General features: G+C 74.8%; 18 protein-coding genes and 1 pseudogene. 5 read left to right on the forward strand and 14 right to left on the reverse strand.

Going from position 1 to position 22,018, the window contains the following annotated elements; all coding sequences use genetic code 11:
- Window positions 1-91 precede the first annotated feature (91 nt).
- The 5 genes from RZ84_RS05560 to RZ84_RS05580 form a co-directional block, all read right to left on the reverse strand.
- On the reverse strand, window positions 92-706 hold the full coding sequence (locus tag RZ84_RS05560; RefSeq protein WP_043263325.1) for a TetR/AcrR family transcriptional regulator: 615 nt from the start codon (window positions 704-706) through the stop codon (window positions 92-94).
- A 1-nt stretch (window position 707) separates the two neighbouring features.
- A complete protein-coding gene (locus RZ84_RS05565) occupies window positions 708-1,601 on the reverse strand; it encodes an alpha/beta fold hydrolase (RefSeq protein ID WP_052229794.1) in 894 nt (297 codons plus the stop codon).
- 157 nt (window positions 1,602-1,758) lie between these two features.
- Complete coding sequence (locus RZ84_RS05570) at window positions 1,759-2,172, reverse strand: DUF742 domain-containing protein (RefSeq protein ID WP_043263326.1); 414 nt, start codon at window positions 2,170-2,172, stop codon at window positions 1,759-1,761.
- Window positions 2,173-2,191: 19 nt separating this feature from the next.
- Complete coding sequence (locus tag RZ84_RS05575) at window positions 2,192-2,629, reverse strand: roadblock/LC7 domain-containing protein (protein ID WP_043263327.1); 438 nt, start codon at window positions 2,627-2,629, stop codon at window positions 2,192-2,194.
- Window positions 2,626-5,517 (reverse strand): sensor histidine kinase, encoded by a 2,892-nt coding sequence (locus tag RZ84_RS05580; protein ID WP_043263328.1) that lies wholly within the window; start codon window positions 5,515-5,517, stop codon window positions 2,626-2,628. Before RZ84_RS05580 ends, RZ84_RS05575 begins: the two co-directional genes overlap by 4 nt.
- A 360-nt stretch (window positions 5,518-5,877) precedes the next feature.
- On the opposite strand from RZ84_RS05580, the gene RZ84_RS05585 reads away from it, so the two are divergent.
- Window positions 5,878-6,261: a hypothetical protein gene (locus RZ84_RS05585; RefSeq protein ID WP_043263329.1), complete on the forward strand. Its 384-nt coding sequence runs from the start codon at window positions 5,878-5,880 to the stop codon at window positions 6,259-6,261.
- A 66-nt stretch (window positions 6,262-6,327) separates the two neighbouring features.
- Here RZ84_RS05585 and RZ84_RS05590 read toward each other — a convergent pair whose 3' ends face one another.
- A complete protein-coding gene (locus RZ84_RS05590) occupies window positions 6,328-6,657 on the reverse strand; it encodes a bifunctional 3-phenylpropionate/cinnamic acid dioxygenase ferredoxin subunit (protein ID WP_043263330.1) in 330 nt (109 codons plus the stop codon).
- Between the two features lie 162 nt (window positions 6,658-6,819).
- On the opposite strand from RZ84_RS05590, the gene RZ84_RS05595 reads away from it, so the two are divergent.
- The 3 genes from RZ84_RS05595 to RZ84_RS05605 all read left to right on the forward strand — a co-directional run bounded on the left by RZ84_RS05595 (window position 6,820) and on the right by RZ84_RS05605 (window position 10,301).
- A complete protein-coding gene (locus RZ84_RS05595; protein WP_043263331.1) occupies window positions 6,820-7,626 on the forward strand; it encodes an IclR family transcriptional regulator in 807 nt (268 codons plus the stop codon).
- A 230-nt stretch (window positions 7,627-7,856) separates the two neighbouring features.
- A complete protein-coding gene (locus tag RZ84_RS05600) occupies window positions 7,857-8,942 on the forward strand; it encodes an S-(hydroxymethyl)mycothiol dehydrogenase (protein WP_043263332.1) in 1,086 nt (361 codons plus the stop codon).
- 174 nt (window positions 8,943-9,116) lie between these two features.
- A complete protein-coding gene (locus RZ84_RS05605) occupies window positions 9,117-10,301 on the forward strand; it encodes a GDSL-type esterase/lipase family protein (protein ID WP_043263333.1) in 1,185 nt (394 codons plus the stop codon).
- A 101-nt stretch (window positions 10,302-10,402) separates the two neighbouring features.
- On the opposite strand, the gene RZ84_RS05610 is transcribed toward RZ84_RS05605, so the two are convergent.
- The 8 genes from RZ84_RS05610 to RZ84_RS05640 form a co-directional block, all read right to left on the reverse strand.
- Window positions 10,403-15,076, reverse strand: coding sequence for a hypothetical protein (locus RZ84_RS05610; protein ID WP_043263334.1), 4,674 nt, complete (start codon window positions 15,074-15,076; stop codon window positions 10,403-10,405).
- A gap of 293 nt (window positions 15,077-15,369) precedes the next feature.
- Window positions 15,370-16,308 carry a hypothetical protein gene (locus RZ84_RS05615; protein ID WP_043263335.1) on the reverse strand — a complete coding sequence of 313 codons (939 nt, stop codon included), beginning with the start codon at window positions 16,306-16,308 and terminating at the stop codon, window positions 15,370-15,372.
- Window positions 16,305-16,475 carry a hypothetical protein gene (locus RZ84_RS38790; RefSeq protein ID WP_157878777.1) on the reverse strand — a complete coding sequence of 57 codons (171 nt, stop codon included), beginning with the start codon at window positions 16,473-16,475 and terminating at the stop codon, window positions 16,305-16,307. Before RZ84_RS38790 ends, RZ84_RS05615 begins: the two co-directional genes overlap by 4 nt.
- Window positions 16,475-18,013, reverse strand: a complete 1,539-nt coding sequence (locus RZ84_RS05620) for a hypothetical protein (RefSeq protein ID WP_043263336.1) — start codon at window positions 18,011-18,013, stop codon at window positions 16,475-16,477. The genes RZ84_RS38790 and RZ84_RS05620 overlap by 1 nt, the downstream gene beginning before the upstream one ends.
- A 131-nt stretch (window positions 18,014-18,144) precedes the next feature.
- Window positions 18,145-18,789, reverse strand: coding sequence for a pyroglutamyl-peptidase I (gene pcp / locus RZ84_RS05625; RefSeq protein ID WP_043263337.1), 645 nt, complete (start codon window positions 18,787-18,789; stop codon window positions 18,145-18,147).
- Window positions 18,790-18,851: 62 nt separating this feature from the next.
- A complete protein-coding gene (locus RZ84_RS05630; protein ID WP_043263338.1) occupies window positions 18,852-19,820 on the reverse strand; it encodes a DUF979 domain-containing protein in 969 nt (322 codons plus the stop codon).
- Window positions 19,817-20,527: a DUF969 domain-containing protein gene (locus RZ84_RS05635; protein WP_043263339.1), complete on the reverse strand. Its 711-nt coding sequence runs from the start codon at window positions 20,525-20,527 to the stop codon at window positions 19,817-19,819. The genes RZ84_RS05630 and RZ84_RS05635 overlap by 4 nt, the downstream gene beginning before the upstream one ends.
- 125 nt (window positions 20,528-20,652) lie before the next feature.
- Window positions 20,653-21,396: a GntR family transcriptional regulator gene (locus RZ84_RS05640; RefSeq protein WP_043263340.1), complete on the reverse strand. Its 744-nt coding sequence runs from the start codon at window positions 21,394-21,396 to the stop codon at window positions 20,653-20,655.
- A 198-nt stretch (window positions 21,397-21,594) separates the two neighbouring features.
- On the opposite strand from RZ84_RS05640, the pseudogene RZ84_RS40690 reads away from it, so the two are divergent.
- A pseudogene (locus tag RZ84_RS40690) lies at window positions 21,595-22,018 on the forward strand (5-oxoprolinase subunit PxpA); the annotation flags it as partial.

Raw genomic sequence — 22,018 nt, forward strand, 5'->3', positions numbered from 1 at the left:
ACTTGAGGGCGGGCCTCGTCGCGGGGACGCGGCGGGCCAAGGCCGCCAACCGGCTCAAAAGGACCGGCCCGGCGGCCGATCGGGCCGGCGGTCAGCTCTCCGGGCCGAGCAGCTCGGGCCGTTCGAGCAGCCCCAGCAGGCTCACGAAGCTGGCCTCGATGAACCGGCACAGCTCGTCGCGGGCGCCCTCCTCCCCGACCGGCCAGGTGACCACCGCCTCCTCGGCGAACGCCATCCAGGCGCGGGACGCCGGCTCGGCCCGCGGGGCGTCCGGCGCACCGAGCCGCCGGCGGGCGTCGCGTACCCGGCGGGCCAGCGTCTCGCGGGTCCCGCCGAGGATGTCGGTCACCGCGGGATGGCTGCCGGCCGCGCCCCGGACGAGGGCGAGATAGACCTGGCGGTGCTCCAGTACGTGGTCCACGAAGCCCGCGATGAAGGCCCGCATCCAGGCGACCGGCTCCAGCGCGTCGTCCGGCGCGGTCGCGGCGGCGAAGCGGTCGCAGGCGGCCCGGACCACCGCGCGGTAGAAGTCGCGCTTGGAGTCGAAGTAGTGGAAGAGCAGTCCGCGGGAGATGCCGGCCCGGCGGGCGACCTCGTCGGTGGACAGCTCGTCCAGGGAGCGTTCGGCGAGCAACTCCAGCCCGATGGACACCAGTTGCGCGCGGCGCTGGTCGGGGGTGAGCCGGGTGACCCGCCGGTCGGCCATCTCAGCCCCGCCGGTGGGTACCGAGGTGGTCCAGGATCCTGGGGGTGACCAGGTCGGGCGCCTCTTCCGGCAGCCAGTGACCGACACCGTCCAGCGCCTCGAAGCGGTACGGGCCCTCGACCCACTCCCCCGTCGCCTCGGCGGCGGTGCGCCCCAGGGCGATGTCCTCGCTGCCCCAGAGGAAGAGGGTGGGCACGGCGATCCGCCCGGCGGGTACCGAGATGACCGACTCGGGGGCGCGGTACCAGTTCAACGTCGCGGTCAGCGCGCCCGGTTCGGCCAGCCGGCGGACATTGCCGTCGACCAGCTCGGCGGGGACCTTGCCGCCGTAGACGGCCCGCAGCCGGGCGGCCTCGTCGGCCAGCAGCGCGGCCTCGGCGATGCCGGTCTCGCGGCGGAAGAAGCGGACGTAGTCGAGCCGGTGGTGCTGGTCGGGGTCCCCGGCGGCGGCGCGGTTGAGCGCTTCGGGGTGCGGAGTGGCCAGCACGGTCAGGGACTTCAGCCGCTCGGGGTGGGCGCCGGCCAGCGCCCAGGCGACGATGCCGCCCCAGTCGTGCGCGACCAGGTGGAAGCGGTCCGCGCCCTGCGCGTCGGCGAACGCGAGGGCGTCGGCGACGAGTTCGGGGACGGCGTAGTCGGCGATCCGCGGCGGGCGGGCGCCCGGGGCGTAGCCGCGCTGGTCGACCGCGACCGCGCGGTAGCCGGCCGCGCCCAGGGCGGGCAGTACGGCGCTCCAGGAGTCGGCGAACTCGGGCCAGCCGTGCAGCAGCAGGACCAGCTGGCCGTCGGCCGGTCCGCAGGCCAGGGCGTCATGGGTGTGCGGGCCGACGGCGATCGTCAGCCGCTCGAAGGGGTGCAGGTCCCCGGCGAGGGTGGATGTCGCGTCCGTGACCATGGCGGTGAGCTCCTTTCCGCGCTGTTGACAGCCGCTCGACAACACCGTACTGCGGTGTTGAGCAATGCTCAACAGCTCCGGCCAGGGCCCGTAACGCACCGTGCCGCCCGCCCGGAGAGCCCGGGTGGGCGGCACGGTCATGCCGATACGCGGCGCGTCATAACGCGCGCAGGCCGTCGATCACCTCGCGCAGCACCTGCTCGTCCGGCAGCTCGGCCGGCGGTACCGGGCGGCTGACGCGGACCAGCCCGGCGTCCAGCAGATCGCCGATCAGGACCCGGACCACGCCCACCGGCAGATCCAGCTCGGCCGCCAGCTCGGCGACCGAGAGCGGCGAGGTGCGGCACAGCCCGACGATGTCGACATGCTCCGGGGAGAGCGTCTGGTCCGCGATGGGCTCCTCGGCGCGGCTCTCGGCGACCACCTGCGCGATCAGGTCCAGCCGCCCCTCGGCCGCCGTACGGGTGCGCCCACGCGTCATCGCGTACGGCCGGACGACGGGGCCCGCGTCGTCGTCGAACCAACGGGCCGCGCCCCCTCCCGGTACGGCTGGGCCGTCCTGGTCGGTCATGGCATCACCGTAGTCGCGCTCAGCCGGCCTGTCCGGCCCGGGGCGCGGTGCCCAGGTGCGTACCGACGCGCTTGACCAGCAGCGTCATCTCGTAGGCGATCAGCCCGACGTCGGAGTCGGCGTCGGCCAGCACCGCCAGACAGCTGCCGTCGCCGGCCGCGCTGACGAAGAGGAACGCGCCGTCCAGCTCGACCAGCGTCTGGCGGACCCGGCCGGCGTCGAAGTGCCGGCCGACGCCCTTGGCCAGGCTGTGGAAGCCGGAGGCGACGGCGGCCAGGTGCTCACCGTCCTCGCGGGTCAGGTCCTTGGAGGCGCCGGTGGGCAGTCCGTCGCTGGAGAGGACCAGTGCCTTGCGGATGCTGCCGACCCGCTCGACCAGTTCGTCCAGGAGCCAGTTCAGCTCTCCGGATCCCTGCGCCGAGAACGCTGCGCTGGAAGCTGCCTTCGGTGCGGTCATGGACCGTCCTCTCCCGATGTGGTTCGTGGTGGTGCTGTGTTGCCCCCGGTGGCGGCGTCAGCGTCGCCGGCGTCCGGGGGTGTGGGGGTCTGCGGGGCCTCGCCGTGGTCCCGGCGACCGCGCTGCCAGCCGCGCTGGAGGGAGGCCATCCGGGCCCGGACCTCCTCGGCGTCGCGGTCGTCCGCCGGCGGCGGGGCCGGCCGGGCCGTCCCGGGGGCCCGGGCGGGGGCGGCCCTGAGCTGCGGGGCCAGACTGGCCTGGCGGACCCGCCGGGGCAGGCCCTTGGGGGTGGTGGCGGGCGGAGCGGGCGTGCCGTCGGGTTCCTCGGCACCGGGCGCGGGGGACGGTGTACCGCCGGCGGGGCGCTCGGCGCGGCCGGGACGCTCCGGACGGTCCGTGCGCTCCGGACGGTCCGCGGGCTCCCGACGGTCCGCGGGCTCCGGACGGTCCGCGGGCTCAGGCCGCTCGGCCGCCGCCTCGGGCGTACGCCTGCCCGGTCCGTCCGCCCGCTCGCCCTGTGCCTTGCCTTCCGCCGTCCCGTGGGTCGTGCCGCGGTCCTCCGGGTCGTCGACCGTACGGCCGTGATCGGAGACCAGGACCGGGGGGCGCGGGCGGCGCGGCAGCGGGGCGAGCCCGCCGGGGGGGGCCTGGTCGCGGGCCTGCTGGTGCTGCTCGCCCGAGGGGACGCGGGAGACGGACGGGGCGGTCTTGGGGGCGGCGGCCGGCCCCCGGCTGCCGCGACGGTCCCGTTCCCGGCCGCGGTCCCGTTCCCGGCCGCGGAAGACGGTGTCCTCCTCGTCGGCGGGGTCCGACTCGTCGGCGCCGAGCGGTGCCTCCAGTTCGACCGGCCCGTCGATGGCCCCGCGCTTCGGGCGCCGCGGGAGCGGCACCGGAACCTGGGCGAGGGCGGCCAACATGCCGTCCGCGCGGTCCCGTTGACCGTCCCCGGCCGGTTCGTCCACCGCGGCCGGCGCGTCGTCGCGGGCGCCCTCCGCCGTCTCGGTGAGGATCGCGCCCGGGATGAGGACCACGGCGGTGGTGCCGCCGTACGGCGAGGGCTGGAGGGAGACCCGTACGCCCTGCCGCTGGGCGAGCCGGCTGACCACGAACAGGCCGAGCCGGTCGGTGTCGGACAGTGCGAACTCGGGGGTCTCGGCGAGCCGGAGGTTGGCGTCCAGCAGGAGGTCGGGGGCCATGCCCAGACCGCGGTCGTGGATCTCCAGGGTGAAGCCGTTGGCGACCCGCTCGCCCAGTACCTGTACGGCGGTGTGCGGCGGCGAGAAGACGGTGGCGTTCTCCAGGAGTTCGGCGATCAGGTGCGTCAGGTCGGAGACCGCGGTGCCGTCCACCGCGAGCCGCGGCAGCCGGCGCACCTCGATGCGCTCGTAGTCCTCGACCTCGGCGACCGCCGCGCGCACCACGTCCATCAGCTGGATCGGCTTGCGCCACTGCCGGGAGGGGGCGGCGCCGGAGAGGATGACCAGGCCCTCCGCGTGCCGCCGCATACGGGTGGTCAGGTGGTCGAGCCGGAAGAGGTCGGCGAGTTCGTCGGTGTCCTCGGTGCGCCGCTCCATGGCGTCCAGGAGGGTCAGCTGACGGTGCAGCAGGACCTGGCTGCGGCGGGCGAGGTTGACGAACACCTCGGAGACGCCGCGGCGCATGTCAGCCTGTTTGACGGCGGCCTCGACGGCCGCCCGCTGAAGGGTGTTGAGCGCCTGGCCGACCTGCCCGGTCTCGTCCGGGCCGAACTCCAGCCGGGGCGCCTCGGTTTCCACGTCGACCTGCTCGCCGGCCGCCAGCCGGCGCATCACGCTCGGCAGCCGCACACCGGAGACCTCGTGCGCGGTCCTGCGGAGCCGGGTCAGGTCCCGGACGTGCCGGCGGCCGATCCGGAAGGAGACCACGATCGAGACCAGCAGTGCGAGGAAGCCGAGGACGCCGGTGGCGACCGCCTTGAGGACGATCCGGGTGGCGACCGGCGCGACCCGCTGCTGGTAGCGGTCGCCGGCCTCCTTGCCCATCCGCTGGAGGTCGCCGACGACCTTCTCCGCCGCGGTGTTCCAGCGATCGGCGTTGACCACGTGCGGTGCGGTGGCCGGGTCGGCGGCGATCACCCGGTCCTCGTACGAGATCAGTTCGCGGGCGCCGGCGGAGTGCCAGTAGTCCTCGTACCGGGCGCGGTCCGTGGCGGGCAGCAGGGGCAGGGTGGTGCTGTAGAGGATGCGGCGTTCGGCGACCCGGTCGGAGAGCGCGCGCTGGTCGCGCTTGGTGACGCTGCCGGAGGTGAGCGCCGCGGACATCAGCGCGTCCTCGCGGGAGAACGCCTCGCGGGCGCGGGTGATGTCGACCAGCGCGCGGCCCTGCTTGTCCATCTCGACGTTGTCCAGGGCATGGAGCGCGGCGAGCAGGTCGTAGCAGGGGTCGACCAGGGCGTCGTAGGACTCCATCGCCTCGTCGCGGGAGACCTTGTTGTCCTCGACCTGGGCGCGCAGCGCGTCCAGGCCGTCCAGGCTCTTGAGGAGGCCGGCGACCCGGTCGGCGTTGTCACCGTTCAGATCCGTGCGGACGTGCTGGGTGTCCACGTCGGCGCGGAGCCGGTCGACGGCGTCGTCGGTGGACCGGGTCTGGCCGCGGAGTTCGGGGAGCGCGTTGGCGCCGCGGCGGTCGGCGAGGTAGAGCAGGCTCTGGCGGCGTTCGCGCTGGAGGGCCTGGACGACGTCCTCGACGGGATAGCCCAGGTTCTTGACGACGTTGCCGACATCGAGCAGTTGGTTGGCCTCGCGCCCGGTGACATAGGTCGTGATGCCCCACATGGCCGTCAGGGACACCAACGGCACGAGCAGCAGCGCCACGATCTTCCGGCGGATCGACTTCCCGCGAAAGCGCATGGCCTCCCCTACGTCAACCCCGGCGCACGGGGGTGGTGTTCCGTCAACAGCGGCGCGAGCCTACTACTGACGGGGGATCGATCCGAAGGCCCGGCGAGGCGGCGCGGGGCGCGAACGGGGCGGGATCGTCACGAGTTGTCCGGTGATGCCCGGCCGACCCGCCCGGCGAGTGTGGCTATGGACACCCGGCGCACGGCCGAAATCCACCTACCCCTGGTAACCCCGCACCACCCCGGTGCGTGACGAGGGAGGGGGAACGCGGACTGGACAGCGGGGCGGTGCGTGTGGCATGTATCCGGTGAAATCCGGGCAGCCACCGAGGAGTCGGGCAGCCGGGCAGACTGCGGGGAGTGTGACGCGATGGACGGCGGCAGGCGTCCCTTGTGGCAGGAGGAGTCGGCGCCCCGGCGCCGGATGGCCGACCCGGTCCGTACGGCCGCGGTGCGCGCCGTCATCATCGTCGCCCTCACCCTGATCCAGGCCATGGTGGCGTTCCTGTGCACCCTCGCGGGTTCCTGGTTCGCCTTCCCCGCGGTGCTCTGCACCGTCGCCAGCACGGTGGTCGCGACCTGGGCCGTCCTGGATGTGTGGGTGACCCGCCAGGTCTGGGTGCAGCGCCACGGCGTGGAGTCCCGGCCGAGCAGCACGGCCAGGGAACCGCGCCGGGAACGCCGCCGGTCCCGGCGCGACGAGCGCCGGGAGCCGCCGGAGGGGACGCGGCACACGGACCGCGCCGCGGCCTGACCGCGCCGCGCACCCGGGCGGGGCGCCGGACCCCGCGGTGTTCTCCGGCGCCCGGCCGGCCGATCGTCACGCCACCGCCTCTTCCCTTACGGCGGGCCGGACATGGACCATCCCGTCCAGGACGCTGACCTCATGGGTGCGTACGGGGCGGCGGGCGGGCAGGCAGGTCGGCGCTCCGGTGCGCAGGTCGAAGAGCGCGGCGTGCAGCGGGCATTCGACGAAGCAGCCCTCCGCCCAGCCCTCGGAGAGCGAGGCGTCCTGGTGGCTGCAGGTGTCGTCGACGGCGTAGAAGCCGGTGTCGGTGTGGAAGACGGCGATCGCGGGCGTGGCCTCGTCGATCTCGATCCGTACGGACTCGCCGACGGGCAGGTCCTCGATGCGGCAGACGGGAATCATCTGGCCCCCCTCACGCTGATCGGTATCATGGTGTTGTGAATCACGCATCGCATCGCGCGATGCGCAACAGAATCCAAGCCGGGGGGCGGGCCGTCAAGGGTTTCCCGGAGAGCGTCCCGAAGGCGTGCCCGTCGGGGGCAACGGGTGGTGAGGCAAAGAGCCATGGCGAAGACGACCGACACGGCGGACGAGCGGTCCGAGGACCGGCGCGGCGGAGCGGGATCCGTCCAGTCCGTGGACCGCGCGGTGAGCGTACTGGAGAGCCTGGCCCGGCTGGGCGAGGCCGGGGTGACCGGGATCGCCGAGGAGTTGGGCGTCCACAAGTCGACCGCCTTCCGGATCCTGGGCGTCCTGGAGAACCGCGGACTGGTGGAGCAGGAGAAGGAGCGGGGGAAGTACTTCCTGGGCGCCGGGGTGCTGCGGCTGGCCGGCGCCGCGGCGATCCGGCTGGACATCTCGCAGGAGGGCCAGCCGATCTGCCGGGCGCTGGCCGACGAGACCGGCGAGACCGCCAACATCGCGGTGCTGGACGGCGATGCCGCGGTCAACATCATGCAGGCCAGGGGCGCCGCCGCGGTCACCGCCTTCAACTGGCTGGGCCGCCGTACCCCGTTGCACGCCACCGCCAGCGGCAAGGTGCTGCTCGCGCATCTGCCGCGGGAGCGCCGGGAGGCCCTGCTCAGCCGGAAGCTGCCGCGGTTCACCGAGCACACCCTGACCGCGGCCACCGGCGTGCGCGAGCAGCTGACGGCCGCCCGCGAGGACGGATTCGCCTGCACCGACGAGGAGTTCGAGAAGGGCCTGAACGCCGTCGCGGCGCCGGTACGGGCGTACGACGGCGCGGTGATCGGGGCGATCGGCGTCTCCGGGCCCGCCTACCGGATGGCCCGCGAACGGCTTCCGGAGCTCGCCGAGCGGTCCGCGAAGGCGGCGGCCGAACTCTCCCGGCGTATGGGGTACGGGGGGTGAACGGGGGCGCGCCGGCCACCCCTTGACGGATCCCTGACGGCCTTCCAGCATGTCTCCTATGGCGCAACTTCGCGCGCCATGAGCAACACCCGGTGCCTGGCGGCGTGGTGCCGCCGGGCGGCGCCCCGTTCTCCGCACAGTGCACCGACTCCACCCCTCACAGGCATCCGTGCCAACTCCATGCGCACCCCGCCCCTGCCGCCGCCGCAGGCGCTGTATGAGGAGTAGACATGCCGCACGAAGCCCGCGCCGCCGTCGCCGTCAAACGAGGCGCGCCCGTCGAGGTCCTGCCCATTCTCGTGCCCGATCCCGGCCCGGGAGAGGTGCTCGTATCCGTCCAGGCGTGCGGGGTGTGCCATACCGATCTGCACTACCGCGAGGGGGCGATCGGCGACGCGTTCCCGTACCTGCTGGGGCACGAGGCGGCGGGGCTGATCGAGGCGGTGGGCGACGGGGTCACCGAACTGGCGCCCGGGGATTACGTGGTGCTGGCCTGGCGGGCGCCGTGCGGTCGGTGCCGGTCGTGCCGGCGCGGGCGCCCGTGGTACTGCTTCGCCTCGCGCAACGCGGCGCAGCCGATGACGCTTCCGGACGGCACCCCGCTCAGCCCGGCGCTGGGCATCGGCGCGTTCGCGGAGAAGACGCTGGTCGCGGCCGGGCAGGCGGTGAAGGTGGATCCGTCGGCGCCTCCGGAGGCGGCCGGGCTGATCGGGTGCGGGGTGATGGCCGGGTACGGCGCGGCCGTGCACACGGGGGGCGTGGGCAGCGGGGACACCGTCGCCGTCATCGGCTGCGGCGGCGTCGGCAACGCCGCAATCGCCGGCGCCTCGCGGGCCGGTGCGCGCCGGGTGATCGCCATCGACCTGGACGACGGCAAGCTGGACGCCGCCGAGCGGTTCGGCGCCACCGACACCGTCAACTCCCGCGGCACGGACCCGGTCGAGGCGGTACGGCAGCTGACGGGCGGTCATGGCGCGGATGTGGTGATCGACGCGGTGGGGCGCCCGGAGACCTACCGGCAGGGGTTCTACATGCGCGATCTGGCCGGGACGCTGGTCCAGGTCGGGGTGCCGGACCCGGACATGCGCATCGAGCTGCCGCTCATCGACCTCTTCTCGCGCGGCGGCGCGCTCAAGTCGTCCTGGTACGGCGACTGTCTGCCCAGCCGCGACTTCCCCGTCCTCATCGATCTCTTCCTGAGCGGCAAGCTCGACCTGGAGCGCTTCGTCAGCGAGACCGTCACGCTCCACGACATCGAGGCGGCCTTCGGCAAGATGCAGCGCGGCGAGGTGCTGCGGTCGGTGGTGTCGCTCTAGGCGGGAAACAGGGGCGCGTGCCAGGGGCGACGAAGACACCCCTCGCACGCGCCCGCGCACGCCGGCACGGAGGACGACGTCCGCACACCGTTCCTGCTTACCCTGGCCCCGGCGCGCCGCACCGCACCTCCGTGCCGGCCGGGCCTCCGACACCTTGATCAACAGGCTGGGACCATGCACACCACGCACGACTGGATCACCACCCCCCTCACCCCGGACCTCCTGCGCGGCGCCCTCGACCTGGAGCGCACCGCGCACGGCCTGCTGCCGCACCGGCTGCCCGCCCGGGCCCGCGCCCAGTGCGCCGACGGACAGCTCGCCATGGCCGAGTCCCAGCCCTCCGGCGTGCGGCTGGTCTTCCGGACCCGGGCGACCGCCGTCGAACTGGACACGCTGCCCACCAAGCGGGTCTACGTGGGCGTCCCGCCCCGCCCGGACGGTGTCTACGACCTGCTCGTCGACGGCCGTCTCACCGGGCGGTCCGGTGTGGCCGGCGGCAACACCCTGACCGTCGACATGGCCACCGGGCAGGCCGAGCACCGGCCCGGCCCCGTGGGGACCGTCCGCTTCACCGGTCTGGCCGCCGGTGCCAAGGACGTCGAGATCTGGCTGCCGCACAACGAGACCACCGAGCTCGTCGCGCTGCGCACCGACGCCCCCGTCGAGCCGGCACCGGACCGGGGGCGCAAGGTGTGGCTGCACCACGGCAGTTCGATCAGCCACGGCTCCGACGCGGCCGGCCCCACGAGCACCTGGCCCGCCCTGGCCGCCGCGCTCGGCGGCGTGGAACTGGTCAACCTGGGCCTGGGCGGCGGCGCCCTGCTCGACCCGTTCACCGCCCGCGCCATGCGGGACACGCCCGCGGACCTGATCAGTGTCAAGATCGGCATCAACCTGGTCAACGCCGACCTGATGCGGCTGCGCGCCTTCACCCCGGCCGTGCACGGTTTCCTCGACACCCTCCGCGACGGCCACCCCACCGCGCCGCTGCTGGTCGTCTCGCCGATCCTGTGCCCGATCCACGAGGACACCCCCGGCCCCAGCGCCCCCGACCTCGGCGCCCTCGACAAGGGGCGGCTGCGGTTCCGGGCCACCGGCGACCCGGCGGAGCGGGCGAGCGGGAAGCTGACCCTGGGCGTCATCCGGGACGAGCTGGCCCGGATCGTGGCACAGCGGTCGGCCGCGGACCCGAACCTGCACTACCTGGACGGCCGCGACCTCTACGGCGCGGCCGACGCCGCCGAACTGCCGCTGCCCGACGGGCTCCACCCGGACGCCGCCACCCACCGCCGCATCGGCGAACGCTTCGCCGGGTCGGCCTTCGCCGCCGGCGGCCCCTTCGCGGACCCCGGCGCCTGATGCGGAGACTGCCGCCCTACCGGTGAGCGCGGGGTGGCGCGGGCGCACCGGCAGCGTGCGTCGGTGGCGCGGTCGTCCGGCGACCGCGCCACCGCGCCCGGTCAGCCGCCCGCCGTCTCCCCGTCGTCCTCGGGCCGCCGGTACATCCGGGTCGCGGTGATCTGCCCGTGCACCGCCTCCCCGGCCGGGTCCTGCTGCGGCAGCCCCGGCCGCAGGTGCTCCTCGACGCTGATGTACTTCAGGCCCGCCCGCAGGTCCGCGTCATTGCGCAGCCGGATGACCAGTGGGAACTCGGCGAGCGCGGTGGTGTCGAACAGCCCGGTGGTGTAGAGGAGTTGGACGCCCAGCGCATCGGCCACGGCACGCTGGAGCTCCAGCAGATACGTGGCGTTGGCACGGCCGATGGGGTTGTCCAGGAACAGCGTGCCGGCGTGCCGCTGCCGGTCGCGGCCCCGGTCGTTGCTGCGCAGCGCCGCCATCGTGCAGTACAGGGCGATGGCGGCGGTCAGCAGCTGGCCGCCGGAGAAGACATCGCCCATCTGCCCCACGGGCACCCGCTCGGCGCGCAGTACCGCATCCGGCTTGAGGATCTCCACGGCCACCCCGCGCGGCAGCAGCGCGGCCTGCACCCCGCGCAGCAGCAGGGACATGCCGTCCCGCCGCAGATCGCTGTTCTTGCGGACCGCCGCACGGGTCGCCTCGTCGATGACCTCGCCCAACCGCTCGGTGAGCGTGGCCTGGTCGGGGTCCTCGAAGCGGATCCGCAGGAACTCCTGGCCGGACCACTCCCCCAGCCCCTCGGGCAGCCGGGACAGCCGCTGGGCGGAGCGCAGCGTCGTCAGCGACGACTCCACCAGGCCGCGCAGCCGGTCGACGATGGAGTCACGGTTGCGCTCCAGCTGCGTCAACTCGTCGGTGAGCACCCGCAGTCGGGGCGCGAACGCCTCCGCCCACTTGGCGGCGTGGTCCGGCAGTGCCGCGGCGGGCAGCTCGCGGATCTGCTGCCGGGCGGGGGTGCGTACCTGCTCGTACCGGGTGGAGTTGGCGTGCCGTACGAGGATGTCGGCGGCCTCACGGACCGCGCCCTCGGCGGCGGACAGGTCGGCCGCGCAGCCGCGCAGCGAGCGGCGGGACTCGGCGGCGGCCTGCCGGGCCTCGGCCAGGCCGCCGGCGTACGGCTCGATCTGCTCGGCCTCGCCCTCCTCGGCGTCGTGGTGGTCACGCAGCAGATCGCGCAGCAGGGCCGCGGTCTCGTCGAAGCCGCCGGCCGCGTCCTCGGCCGCGCGGTGGCCGCGCAGCAGCTCCTCGTGCCGCTCCCGGGCGGTGTCCGACGCCTCGGTGGCGGTGGCCAGTTCGGCGTGGGCGGAGCGCAGCAGCTCCTTGGCGCGGTCGGCGTCGGCCGGTACCAGCTCGTCGGGCAGCTCGGTGTGCGCCTCGCCGTCCGTGGGTGCCAGCCGCTCCGCCTCGCCGCGGAGCCGGCCCAGCTGCTCGCTGGCGGCCGAGGCGCGGGGCTCCAGCATCTGCACCAGCGATTCCGCGCGGGCCGCCGCGGCCTGGCGGGACGGGCCGTCGGCGGCGTCCGGGCTCTCCAGGAGCTGTTCGGCGCGGGTGCGAACCTTGTTGGTGAGGCGGTTCAGCTCGGCCAGCGCCGCGGACTCGTCGCCCTCGGCGCGGGCCTGTTCGGCGCGCAGGTCGGCGCCGACGCCCACCTTCTCGTAGAGCTGGGAGGCGGCGCGGTACGCCTCGCGGAGCGCGGGCAGCGAGGCGGTGGGCTCCGCCGGGGCCTCGCCGAGGTCGTCCGGGACACCGGCGATCTCGGAACGCTCGGCACGCAGCGCGCGGGCGGTCCGGCGGGCGTCGTCGGCGGCGCGCTGGGCGGCCCGGCGGTCCTCGTCGGCGGCCCGCGCACGGTCCACGCACTCCTCCGCGCGGGCCTCGAACTCGGCCGCCTCGTCGGCCAGTTCACGCAGTCGCGACTGCCAGCCGGCGCGCTCGCGCAGCCGGTGGGCGAGCCCGGCCAGCAGATCGGCGGCGCGCCGGGCGCGCTGCGCGGCCTCCTGCCGCTCGTCGCGCACGCCGGTGGCCTCCGCGGCGGCCTCGTCGGCCTCGGCGCGGGCCGCACGGGCCTCGGTCAGCTCGGCGGCGGCCGTCTCCGCGGCCGTACGGGGCGCCTCCGCCGCCTCGGCCAGCTCGGCGAGCCGGCCCGCCGGGCAGCCGGCGCGCCAGGAGCCGAGGCGGGCGGCGAGCGCCCGGTCCCCGGCGAGCCGCGCGGCCAGCACCCGGATCTCCTCGTCGCGCCGCAGGGCGCGGGCGCGCAGCGCCCGGCGCTCCTCGTCGGCGGCGGACTCGTCGTGCATCGCCGGGTTCGGCGGTACGAGGAAGACGCCGGCGGCGCCCGGGTCGTCCTCGCCGGCCGGCGGGGTGGGCGCGAGCAGGGCCGCGGCGGTGCCGACGGCGACGGCGGAGCGCGGCAGCAGCGCGGCCTGGGCGAGGATCTCGCGGGCCCGGGCGTGGGTGTCCGGGTCGGTGATGATCACGCCGTCGACGAGCTCGGGGCGGGCGGCCAGCAGCCGCGCGTGGTCGGCCGGGTCGACGGACTGGGCGAGATAGCGCCAGCCGGGCAGCGCCGGAACGCCGTGCTCGCCCAGATACTCCACCGCCGCCAGCACATCGGGCCCCGGGGGCAGCAGTCCGCCGTCGCCCAGCGCGCCCAGGATCCGGGCGTCGTCGGCGGCGGCCGTCCGCAGCTCGAACAGCTGGCGCTCGGCGGTGGCGACGCCCTCCTCCAGCAGCTCCCGCAACGCGTCGGCGCTGCGGTCCAGTTCCTCGGCGGACAGCGGACCGGCGGCGGAGCGGCGCGGCGGAGCGGACTCCCCGCCGGGCGTGGCCGTACGGGGACCGGGCAGGGCGACGGACGCCGCCTCGGGGAGCCCGAGGAGTTCGGCGAGCCGCTGCTCGGCGCCGAGGGACTCGGCGGCGCGGCGCTCGGCGTCGTGGGCCCGCCCGGCGGCCTGGGCGGCGTCCTCGGCGCGGGCCGCGGCCAGTTCGGCGGCGGAGTGCCTCGCTGCGGCCTCGCGGGCCCGGTCGGTGGCCTGCCGGGCGGTCTCGCGGGCGGAGTCCCAGGCGGCCACGGCGGTCTTCTCGGCGTCCGAGGCGGCGAGCGCGGCACGGGCCGGGTCGGCGTCCGGGGCGGAGTCGTCCAGCCAGCCGGCCCGGACGGCCTCCTCGGTCTCCTGGGCGACCTCGGCGAGCCGCTGCCTGAGGTGATCGGCCTCGCTGCGGGCGCGCTGGGCGTGGGTGGCGGCCGTGGTGGCGTCGCGGTGCGCCGATTCACCGGCCTCCTGGAGGGCGGCGGACCGTTCCTCCTCCTCGTTGGCCAGCCGCTCACCGGCCTCGGCGGCGCCGTGCAGGGCGCGGACCAGGTCGGCGGCGGCGGTGGCGCGGGCGGCGAGCGCCGGGGCGGCGTCCCGCTCGGCCTCGCGGATGGCGGCCGCGACCCGCGCCGAGCGGTCGGCGGCGGCCCGGTGGCGCAGCGCGATCTCGGCGGCCTGCCAGGCGCTGTGCAGCGTACGGGCGTCGTTGAGCTCGCGGCGCTGGGCGGCGGCGCCCTTCTCGGCGGCGGCCAGCGCCAGCGAGGCGTGCCGGTAGGCGAGTTCGGCGGCGACCAGGGAGCGGCGCTCGCGGGTGCGCCCGGCGTCCGTCACGCGGTGCGCGGCGGCGGCGACCGCCTCGGCCAGCTCGGCGGCCCGGCCGCGCTCCTCGGTACCGCGGGCGTGCAGCCGCTGGGCCAGCGCGCGGGTGCGGCGCTCCGCGCCGGCGTGCACCTCACGGGCGCGTGCGCGGTGCTCGGCGGCCTCGGCGATGCGCGAGAGCAGATCGAGCGAGCCGGCGGTGAAGTCCCGCTCGGCGGTGAGTTCGGCGCGCCGGCCGAGCTTGTGGGCGAAGCCGTGGACGAGGTCGGCCAGGCCGTCGGTGTCCCGGGTGTCCGTGACGGCGCGCAGCAGCAGGTCGGTGAAGTCGGAGTCGTTCTTGACCGCGAAGAGCCCGGCCGCCTCGCCCTCGTCGGCGTTCATCTCCCGCTGGTAGCGGAAGAGTTCGGGGTCCAGGCCGAGGACGCCGAGGTGCTCGTTCCAGCGCTCGTGGATCTCCTCCCAGACGACGTCCAGATTGGGGTAGTTCTTCCCGGCTTCGGTGAGGACGTCGCGGAAGCCCTTCATCGTGCGGCGGCGGCCCTGCGCGCCGGACGTGCCCTCGCCGTTCTCCTGCCGAGGCCGGACCAGGGTGGCCTCGGCGACGGGGAGCGAGTCCAGACTCATCCCGGGGCCGGGCCGGAAGCTGTACCACGCCTCGGCGAACTTCCGCGGGTCGTTGGAGACCTGCCGCCCCCGCCACTCGCTCACCTTGCCGACCACGACGGTCTCGCCGGTCAGTACGTGCTGCCACTCCAGCGCGACATGCCCGCAGTCGTCGGCGAGCAGGAACTTGCGCAGCACACCGGAGCTGGCGCCGCCGAGGGTGTTGCGGTGGCCGGGCAGCATCACCGAGAAGATCAGCTTCAGCAGGACGGACTTACCGCCGCCGTTCTCCAGGAAGAGGACGCCCGCGGGCGCCGGGCGGCGTGGCGGGCCGACCGGCTCGTCCTCGAAGAAGTCCGCCTGCGCCGGCGCCGGTTGGGGCACCGGCGCGCCGACTCCGCGCAGGTCCAGGACGGTGTCGGCATAACGCGCACCGGCGGGCCCGATGGAGTAGAGGCGGACCCGGGACAGCTCGTACATGGCGGACTCTCGTTGGTGTGGGAGGGCGGGTGGGGCGGGTGGGGGGGGGGGCGGGGGGGGGGGGGGGGCGGGTGGCGGGCGGTGAGTGGCGGGGGGTGGGTGGTTGTGTGGCGGGGCCGGTGGGGCGGGGGTGGGGCCGCGGGCGGTGGCTGGGGGCCGGGACCGGGATTTTCGTCCCCCGCCCCCTCCCCCTCTCCCCCTTCGGGGGAGGGGGCGGGGGGTGGGTTCGGGGGTGGGGGGGACCGCCAAGCGCCTCAGCCGAAGCACCCCGCTCCCCCGCCCCGCCCGCTCCCTCAGCCCGAGTGGAACGGCAGTCCCGCCTCCGCGACCAGGTCGAGGTCATCGGTCTCCTCGCCGGGCAGCAGGGAGGCGCTGCCGTCGGCGACGGGCACGATGCCCAGCTCCAGGAGTTCGGCCATGGCCGCGCTGCCGGCCATGTCGCGGACCTGGAGCTGATAGCGGGCCGTGGTCCGGTACGCACCGCCCGCGTCGTCGCCGGTGCGCTGGAGGAAGCCGGAGTCGACGAGGAAGGTGACGGCCTTGGCGATGATGCCGGTCGTCGAACCGGCCAGCCGCCGGGCGTCCTTGGTGGCACCGGTCGCGCTCCGCCGGGCGTAGACCCGCCAGGCGGACTCCAGGCCGGGGGTGTCGCTGACCGGGTCGGTGTTCTCGCCGTCCTGCTCGGCGCGCTCCTCAAGGCGGCGGCACGCCTGCCGTACGAAGGCGTCGACGCCGTTGACCGTGATCCGGCCGATGTAGCCGTCGTCGGCCAGGTCCTCGGGGCGCGGGAAGGCGAGTGCGGCGACGGCCAGATGCGCCAGGCCGTGCAGGAAGCGGTCCCCGGAGTCGACCGAGGCGCGGCGGGCGTAGTCGCCCATCCGTACGGCGAAGACGGAGTCCTCGGCGGCGGTGACGGCCATCCCGGCGCGGGTGGAGACCTCCAGGACGACCAGCCCGAGGCCGGCGGCGACGGCGTCGGCGAGCCGGGCGAAGGCGGGTTCGTCCCGATAGCGGCGGAGCAGTTCGCCGTATTCCGCGTCGCGGGCGGGCAGCAGCTTGGGCTGGAGGCCGAAGGAGACCAGCCGGGCGGCGTCGGCCGCGTCGGCGGGGGTCGGCGGCGCGGTCCCCGCCGGGGCCGGCCCGGTGCCGTCGGCGGGCGCGCCCCGGCCCGGATCGCCGGTGCCGGGCGCCGGGTCGGGCTGCGGCACCTCGTCGGCGTCGTACTGGCTCACGGGACAAGCTCCTTGCGGGGGACGGTCGGGGGTATCTCGTACTGCGGCGGCCGGTGCGGGGGCGCCGCTCGCCGGGGCGCGGGCGGGTGGCCGTACGGGGCGGCGAACCGGGCGGCCGCCGGGGGCGGGCCGTCCGCTATCGGCGGGAGGCCGTGTGCCACGGGCATCAGGCCACCTCCGAGCGGCCGGCGGCCATCCCGGCCGCGTCCAGCAGGGCGGTGCCGACGATGAGGTCGGCGCCGCCGAATTCGGGGTCGGTCAGCTCCGTGCCGTCGTCGACGGCGAAGAGGAGCTGCCGTTCGCCCTGGCGGTAGGCCGTACCGACCGGCGGGCTGGCGGCGTGCACCGCCAGCAGGGCGACCAGATACGGGAGTTCGGGGTCACTGCGGCGCGCCTCGGCGAGCAGCCCGGAGAGCCGGCGGGGGGCGTCGGCGGGGAGGTCGAGCAGCGCCATCGCGGCATCCAGCTGGGCCTCGCTGAAGCGGCTGTCGTCCGGGGTGGCCACCAGATCGGGCTCGGGCATCTCGGCGCCGAGGTGCTCGCGCTCCACGGGCGGGGTCAGCAGCATCTCGACGAGGTCGCCGACCCGGACCGCGGAGGGGGTGCGCAGGCCCGTGCCGCGCGCGAAGAAGGCGTCGGTGACCCGGGTGGCGTGCGCCACGGAGAGCGGCAGCACCGGGGCGACGAGCTGGCCGTAGAGGTCGAGGCCGGCGCGGGCGGTCGGGGTGGCGAACGCCTGCCGGTCCTGCTCGGCGCGGAAGAGCGGCCCGGCCTCCAGGAGCCGGGACTGGAGCTGGGTGTGGCGGCGGATGCAGTCCTTGACGATGTCCACGAGCTCGGCGGCGCGCCGCTTGTGCTCGCCGGTCTTCTCGTCGACGGCCTCGGCCTCGTCGCGGGCCTTGCGGATGTTGGTGAGGATGGCGTTCTCGTGGCGGTAGCGGTCCGCCACGTGGTCCAGCGCCTCGGTGATCATGTCGGGGACGGTCTGCAGCCAGTCGACGGCGCGGACGTTGCGCCGGGTGGCGTCCAGGGTCCTGCGGAGCGTCTCGGCGTACTGGACGGTGCGGTAGCGGGCCTGCTCGGCGGCCAGCTGGGCGTCGGCCAGGCGGCCCCGGCTGATCAGCACCTCCAGCTTGACCTCGGCGGCGATCTGGGCGCTGGTGACGTCCGTGTCGAGGGCGCCGACCAGGACGTTGACGGCCTCGTCCGTGGCGCGCAGATAGACCGTGCCGCCCGCGCCGGGGACCTCTTCGACGAGCTTGAAGTCGTAGTCGCGGCGGACGTACTCGCCCTCGGTGGTGAAGGTGCCGTACACGGCGCGGAAGCCGCGGTCCACGCTGCCGACGTTGATCAGGTTCTCCAGCACCCAGCGGGCGACCCGCTCGTGTTCCGCCGCCGGGCGGTGCGGTGCCTGCGCGGCGACCCGCGGAAGCACCTTCGCCACTATCTCCTCGTGGTCGGCGCCGGTGTCGAAGTCCATGTTGAGCGTGACCAGGTCGATGACGGCGAGCGCCACCTCCGCCATCGCGTAGCCCCCGTACTCGCCCGCGAGGTTGGCCTTGCGCACGTCGAGGTCGTGCAGCGGCGCGGTGCACGCGAGCGCGCGCAGCCGGCGGGCCAGTCCTTCGTCGGCGGCCGGGCCCGGCGCGGGCCGGTTCGGGCCGTTGAGCTGGGGCGCAGCGGGCCCCGGGGCGGAGAAAGTCACGTCGCACAGAGTAGGCGCTGGCACTGACAACGGACGAAACGGCGCGGATCCGCTCATGGGTGGACCGCCGCCGGGCCCGTTGACGGACCTGCCGCCCGGCCGACTGGTCAGTCTACGGCGTCATCCGCGGCTCAGTGCGTGGCCCCCTCCGCGACGCGGATGTCGGTCCGCGTGCGGGCGGTGGCGGCGGCGATCTCCCGCAGGGCGCGGGCGACCGCGTCCACCGGGAGCGAGGGCCGGGCGCGGTCGGTGACCTGCTCGGGCGCGTAGGGGACGTGCACGAATCCGCCGCGTACGTGGGGCAGTTCGGTGGCGATGAGGTGGGCGAGCCCGTAGAAGACGTGGTTGCAGACGAAGGTGCCGGCGGTGTTGGAGACCGAGGCGGGCAGTCCGGCGGCGCGGACCGCCGCCACGCACGCCTTGACCGGCAGGGTGGAGAAGTACGCGGCGGGCCCGCCGGGCACGATCGGCTCGTCGATCGGCTCGGCCCCCGAGGCGTCCGGGATCCGGGCGTCGTCGATGTTGAGGGCGACCCGTTCGACGGTGATGTCCGGACGGCCGCCGGCCTGTCCGACACATACCACGATGTCCGGTTGTGTCGCGTCGATGGCGGTGCGCAGTGCGGTCAGTGAGCGGCCGTAGACACAGGGCAGCTCGACGGTGGAGACGACGGCGGCGGCGAGCGGTTCGGCCGCGGCGGCGCGGACCGCCTGCCAGGAGGGGTTGGTGGATTCCCCGTCGAAGGGTTCGAATCCGGTGAGCAGTACGCGGGTCATACGGTCTTCCTCTGCGGTCCGGGGCGGGGTACGGACGGGCGGGCCGGCGAAGCGGCTCCGCCTCAGAAGGCGAACACCGCCATGACCAGGATGTTGCAGCCGAGCAGCACGCCCGCGGTGGGCAACTGCGCCTTGATGGGCCCGTACTGGTCCTTCAGCTCCAGCAGGGCGGCCGGGACGATGTTGAAGTTGGCGGCCATCGGGGTCACGAGGGTGCCGCAGAAGCCGGCGAGCATGCCGAGGGCGAGGACGGCGGCCGGGTTGCCGTGGAAGTGCCCGACGAGGACCGGCCAGCCGACGGCCGCGGTCATCACGGGGAAGGCGGCGAAGGCGTTGCCCATGATGAGGGTGAAGGCGAACATCCCCACGCAGTAGACGACCACGGCGACGTAGAGGGAGTCCTTGGGCAGGGCGGCGGCGGCGAGCTTGCCGACCTGGCCGCCGACGCCGGAGACCTGGAAGATGGTGCCCAGTGTGGCCAGCATCTGCGGCAGCAGCATCGCCCAGCCCATCGCCTCCAGCATGGAGCGGCCGGCCTGGACGGGCACGGATATCCGCTTCTCGCGCAGCATGGCCATACCGACCACCAGCGCGACCACCGCGCCGAGACCCAGGCCCAGGATGGTCTCGCTGCCCTCCTGGAGGACCGGCCGACCCCCGATGGACAGGTGCTTGACGCCGACGGCGCAGACCAGCGCGACGGCCGGGATGGTCAGGGCGGGGACGAACAGCCTGTTGCCGAGGCGGGCGGCGCTCGCGGCGCGCTCCTCGGGGGTGGTGGTGCGCGGGGTGCCGCGCCCGGTGAAGCCGAAGCCGGCCAGTACGGCCATGACGAGGACGGCGGCGCCCAGCGGCTCGGCGGGCGCCTGCTTGGTGACGACCCAGCTGCTGTAGATGAAGCCGGCGCCGATCAGGCCCCAGAAGGCGCCGGTCCCGAAGCGCTTGGGGTTGCCGCGGTCGGCGACCATCTGGGCGGCCATCACCAGGAAGCTGAGGCCGACGAGCCAGTAGAACCACTCTGCCTTGATCACCGGTCGGCCTCCGCTGCGCTGGTGTGGTGGACATGTGCGGTGAGCGGTTCGCGCTCCAGTCGCCGGTCCAGGCGCAGCAGCCGCCAGCCGTGGACCACGAAGGCGCACAGCGCGGTGGGGATCGCCCACAGCGCGAGGTGCAGCGGTTCGAGGTGGGTGCCGTACGTGGTGTTGACGAAGCCGGTGATCAGCAGGATCGAGCCGACGGCGAGGAAGACGTCCTCGCCGAAGAAGCGGCCGACGTTGTCCGCGCTGGCCGCGAAGGAGCGGATCTTCTCCCGCGTCCGGTCCGGGAGTTGGCCGTGCGCCCGCTCGGCGGCGCCCTCCGCCATCGGGGCGGCCAGCGGGCGGACGGTCTGGGCGTGGCCGAAGACGTCGGTCAGCCCGACCGCCGCGCCGATCTGCCGCAGCCCCAGGTAGAGCGCGAGGAACCGCCCGGTGGTGAGCCGGCCGAACCGGGCGATCAGGGCGCGGGCCCGCTCCTGGAGGCCGTAGCGCTCCAGGAGGCCGATGACCGGGAGGGTGATCGCGAAGATGGTCACCGCCCGGCTGCCGGCGAAGCCCTCGCCGAACGCGGCCAGCACCTTGCCGGGGGTGAGTCCGCCGAGGAAGCCGGTGACGATCCCGGCCACCGCGACGACCAGCAGGGGATTGCGTTTCGTGGCGAAGCCGATCACGACCACGAGCACGCCGAGGAGCACGATCATGGATCCGCCTTCCGCGTACGGGATGCCCCACGGACGCGTGGGGAGCGAGAGAAGATTGCTGCGGAGGCTATGCGATTGTTGAACGATCCGACAAGGGGTCGGAAGCGGTGGACTTCCGGCGCTTCTCAGCTCTCGGCGATGCGCTGGGCGTACGCCCCCGACAACTGGCCGCGCGAGTCCTCCAGATAGGCCAGCAGCAGCCGCTCGGCCGCCGCCGCGTCGCCCGCCAGCAGCGACTCCGCGATCTGCCGGTTGCGGACCAGATACGGCGCGTAGAAGCGCTGCGGATCGGCCATCACGTGGAAGACCAGCCGGAGTTCGGCCAGCACTCCGCGCATCAGCTCGTCGGTGCGCGGGCTGCCCGCCAGGGCGACGATGGCCTGGTGGAAGCGGATGTTGGCGGTCGACAGGTCTTCCCACTGCCGGTCCGCGGCGGCCGTCTCGCCGGCCCGCACCGCCGCCTCGATCGCCGCGACGGCCTCGGCCGCCTCGGCCCCGTAGGGCCCCTGCCCCAGACCGCGCACCGCCGCGCACTCCACGAGCATCCGCACCCGGAAGATGTCGTCCAGGTCCTCGACGGTGACCACGCGGACGAACACCCCGCGGTTGAGCCGGTGTTCCAGCAGCCGTTCATGGGTGAGCAGCCGGAACGCCTCGCGCAGGGTGTTGCGGGAGACGCCGAGCGCGCCGCCGATGCTCTCCTCCGAGAGCCGGACGCCCGGCGCGAAGTAGCCCTCGGTGATCCGGTCCCGCAGGATGTCGGCGACCCGCTCGGCCGTGCTGGAGCGCCCCAGCAGCGCACGGTCCCGCGCCAGGCCCGCGACCTCGGCGAGCCGCCGCTGATCGTTCTTCGTCACTCCGCCGGCCATACGCTGCGCGCTCCGTCCCGTACGGACGGACCGCGGGGATCCGTCCAGGTGTCGTGTCAGCGGAAGTCAATCCCAGATGGCAGGACGAGACAACACACCTCTTGTCGGATCGTTCAACGATCTAGTACGTTGACTTGCGCCCCGCATCCGCACTCCCCGGAACGGACACCCATGATCGACCCGGCGGCCCCTCCCGTCATCGACCTCAACGCCGACCTCGGGGAAGGCTTCGGCCGCTGGCAACTCACCGACGACGACGCCCTGCTGTCCGTCGTCACCAGCGCCAACGTCGCCTGCGGCTTCCACGCCGGCGACCCGGCCACCATGCGCCGGGTCTGCGCGCTGGCCGCCGAGCGCGGGGTGGTCATCGGCGCCCAGGTCTCCTACCGCGACCTGGCCGGCTTCGGCCGCCGCGCGATGGAGCTGCCGCCGGACGAACTGGCCGCCGAAGTCGCCTATCAGATCGGCGCGTTGGAGGTCTTCGCACGCGCCGCCGGGGCCCGGGTCGGCTACGTCAAACCGCACGGCGCGCTCTACAACCGCTGCGTCCACGACGCCGAGCAGGCCGCCGCGGTCGTCGCCGGCATCCGGATGGCGGGCGGCGGCCTGCCGGGCCTCGGCC

The organism is Streptomyces sp. CT34, assembly GCF_000805335.1.
Classification (GTDB): domain Bacteria; phylum Actinomycetota; class Actinomycetes; order Streptomycetales; family Streptomycetaceae; genus Streptomyces.

What these genes read in the sequence shown, in the direction of transcription:
- RZ84_RS05600 (WP_043263332.1), top strand. Translation starts at nt 7,857, where the DNA reads ATGCCGCACGAAGCCCGCGCCGCCGTCGCCGTCAAACGAGGCGCGCCC.
- RZ84_RS05640 (WP_043263340.1), bottom strand. Translation starts at nt 21,396, where the DNA reads ATGGCCGGCGGAGTGACGAAGAACGATCAGCGGCGGCTCGCCGAGGTC.
- RZ84_RS05560 (WP_043263325.1), bottom strand. Translation starts at nt 706, where the DNA reads ATGGCCGACCGGCGGGTCACCCGGCTCACCCCCGACCAGCGCCGCGCG.
- RZ84_RS05580 (WP_043263328.1), bottom strand. Translation starts at nt 5,517, where the DNA reads ATGCGCTTTCGCGGGAAGTCGATCCGCCGGAAGATCGTGGCGCTGCTG.
- RZ84_RS05575 (WP_043263327.1), bottom strand. Translation starts at nt 2,629, where the DNA reads ATGACCGCACCGAAGGCAGCTTCCAGCGCAGCGTTCTCGGCGCAGGGA.
- RZ84_RS05635 (WP_043263339.1), bottom strand. Translation starts at nt 20,527, where the DNA reads ATGATCGTGCTCCTCGGCGTGCTCGTGGTCGTGATCGGCTTCGCCACG.
- pcp (WP_043263337.1), bottom strand. Translation starts at nt 18,789, where the DNA reads ATGACCCGCGTACTGCTCACCGGATTCGAACCCTTCGACGGGGAATCC.
- RZ84_RS05590 (WP_043263330.1), bottom strand. Translation starts at nt 6,657, where the DNA reads ATGATTCCCGTCTGCCGCATCGAGGACCTGCCCGTCGGCGAGTCCGTA.
- RZ84_RS38790 (WP_157878777.1), bottom strand. Translation starts at nt 16,475, where the DNA reads ATGCCCGTGGCACACGGCCTCCCGCCGATAGCGGACGGCCCGCCCCCG.
- RZ84_RS05610 (WP_043263334.1), bottom strand. Translation starts at nt 15,076, where the DNA reads ATGTACGAGCTGTCCCGGGTCCGCCTCTACTCCATCGGGCCCGCCGGT.
- RZ84_RS05605 (WP_043263333.1), top strand. Translation starts at nt 9,117, where the DNA reads ATGCACACCACGCACGACTGGATCACCACCCCCCTCACCCCGGACCTC.
- RZ84_RS05565 (WP_052229794.1), bottom strand. Translation starts at nt 1,601, where the DNA reads ATGGTCACGGACGCGACATCCACCCTCGCCGGGGACCTGCACCCCTTC.
- RZ84_RS05585 (WP_043263329.1), top strand. Translation starts at nt 5,878, where the DNA reads ATGGACGGCGGCAGGCGTCCCTTGTGGCAGGAGGAGTCGGCGCCCCGG.
- RZ84_RS05595 (WP_043263331.1), top strand. Translation starts at nt 6,820, where the DNA reads ATGGCGAAGACGACCGACACGGCGGACGAGCGGTCCGAGGACCGGCGC.
- RZ84_RS05570 (WP_043263326.1), bottom strand. Translation starts at nt 2,172, where the DNA reads ATGACCGACCAGGACGGCCCAGCCGTACCGGGAGGGGGCGCGGCCCGT.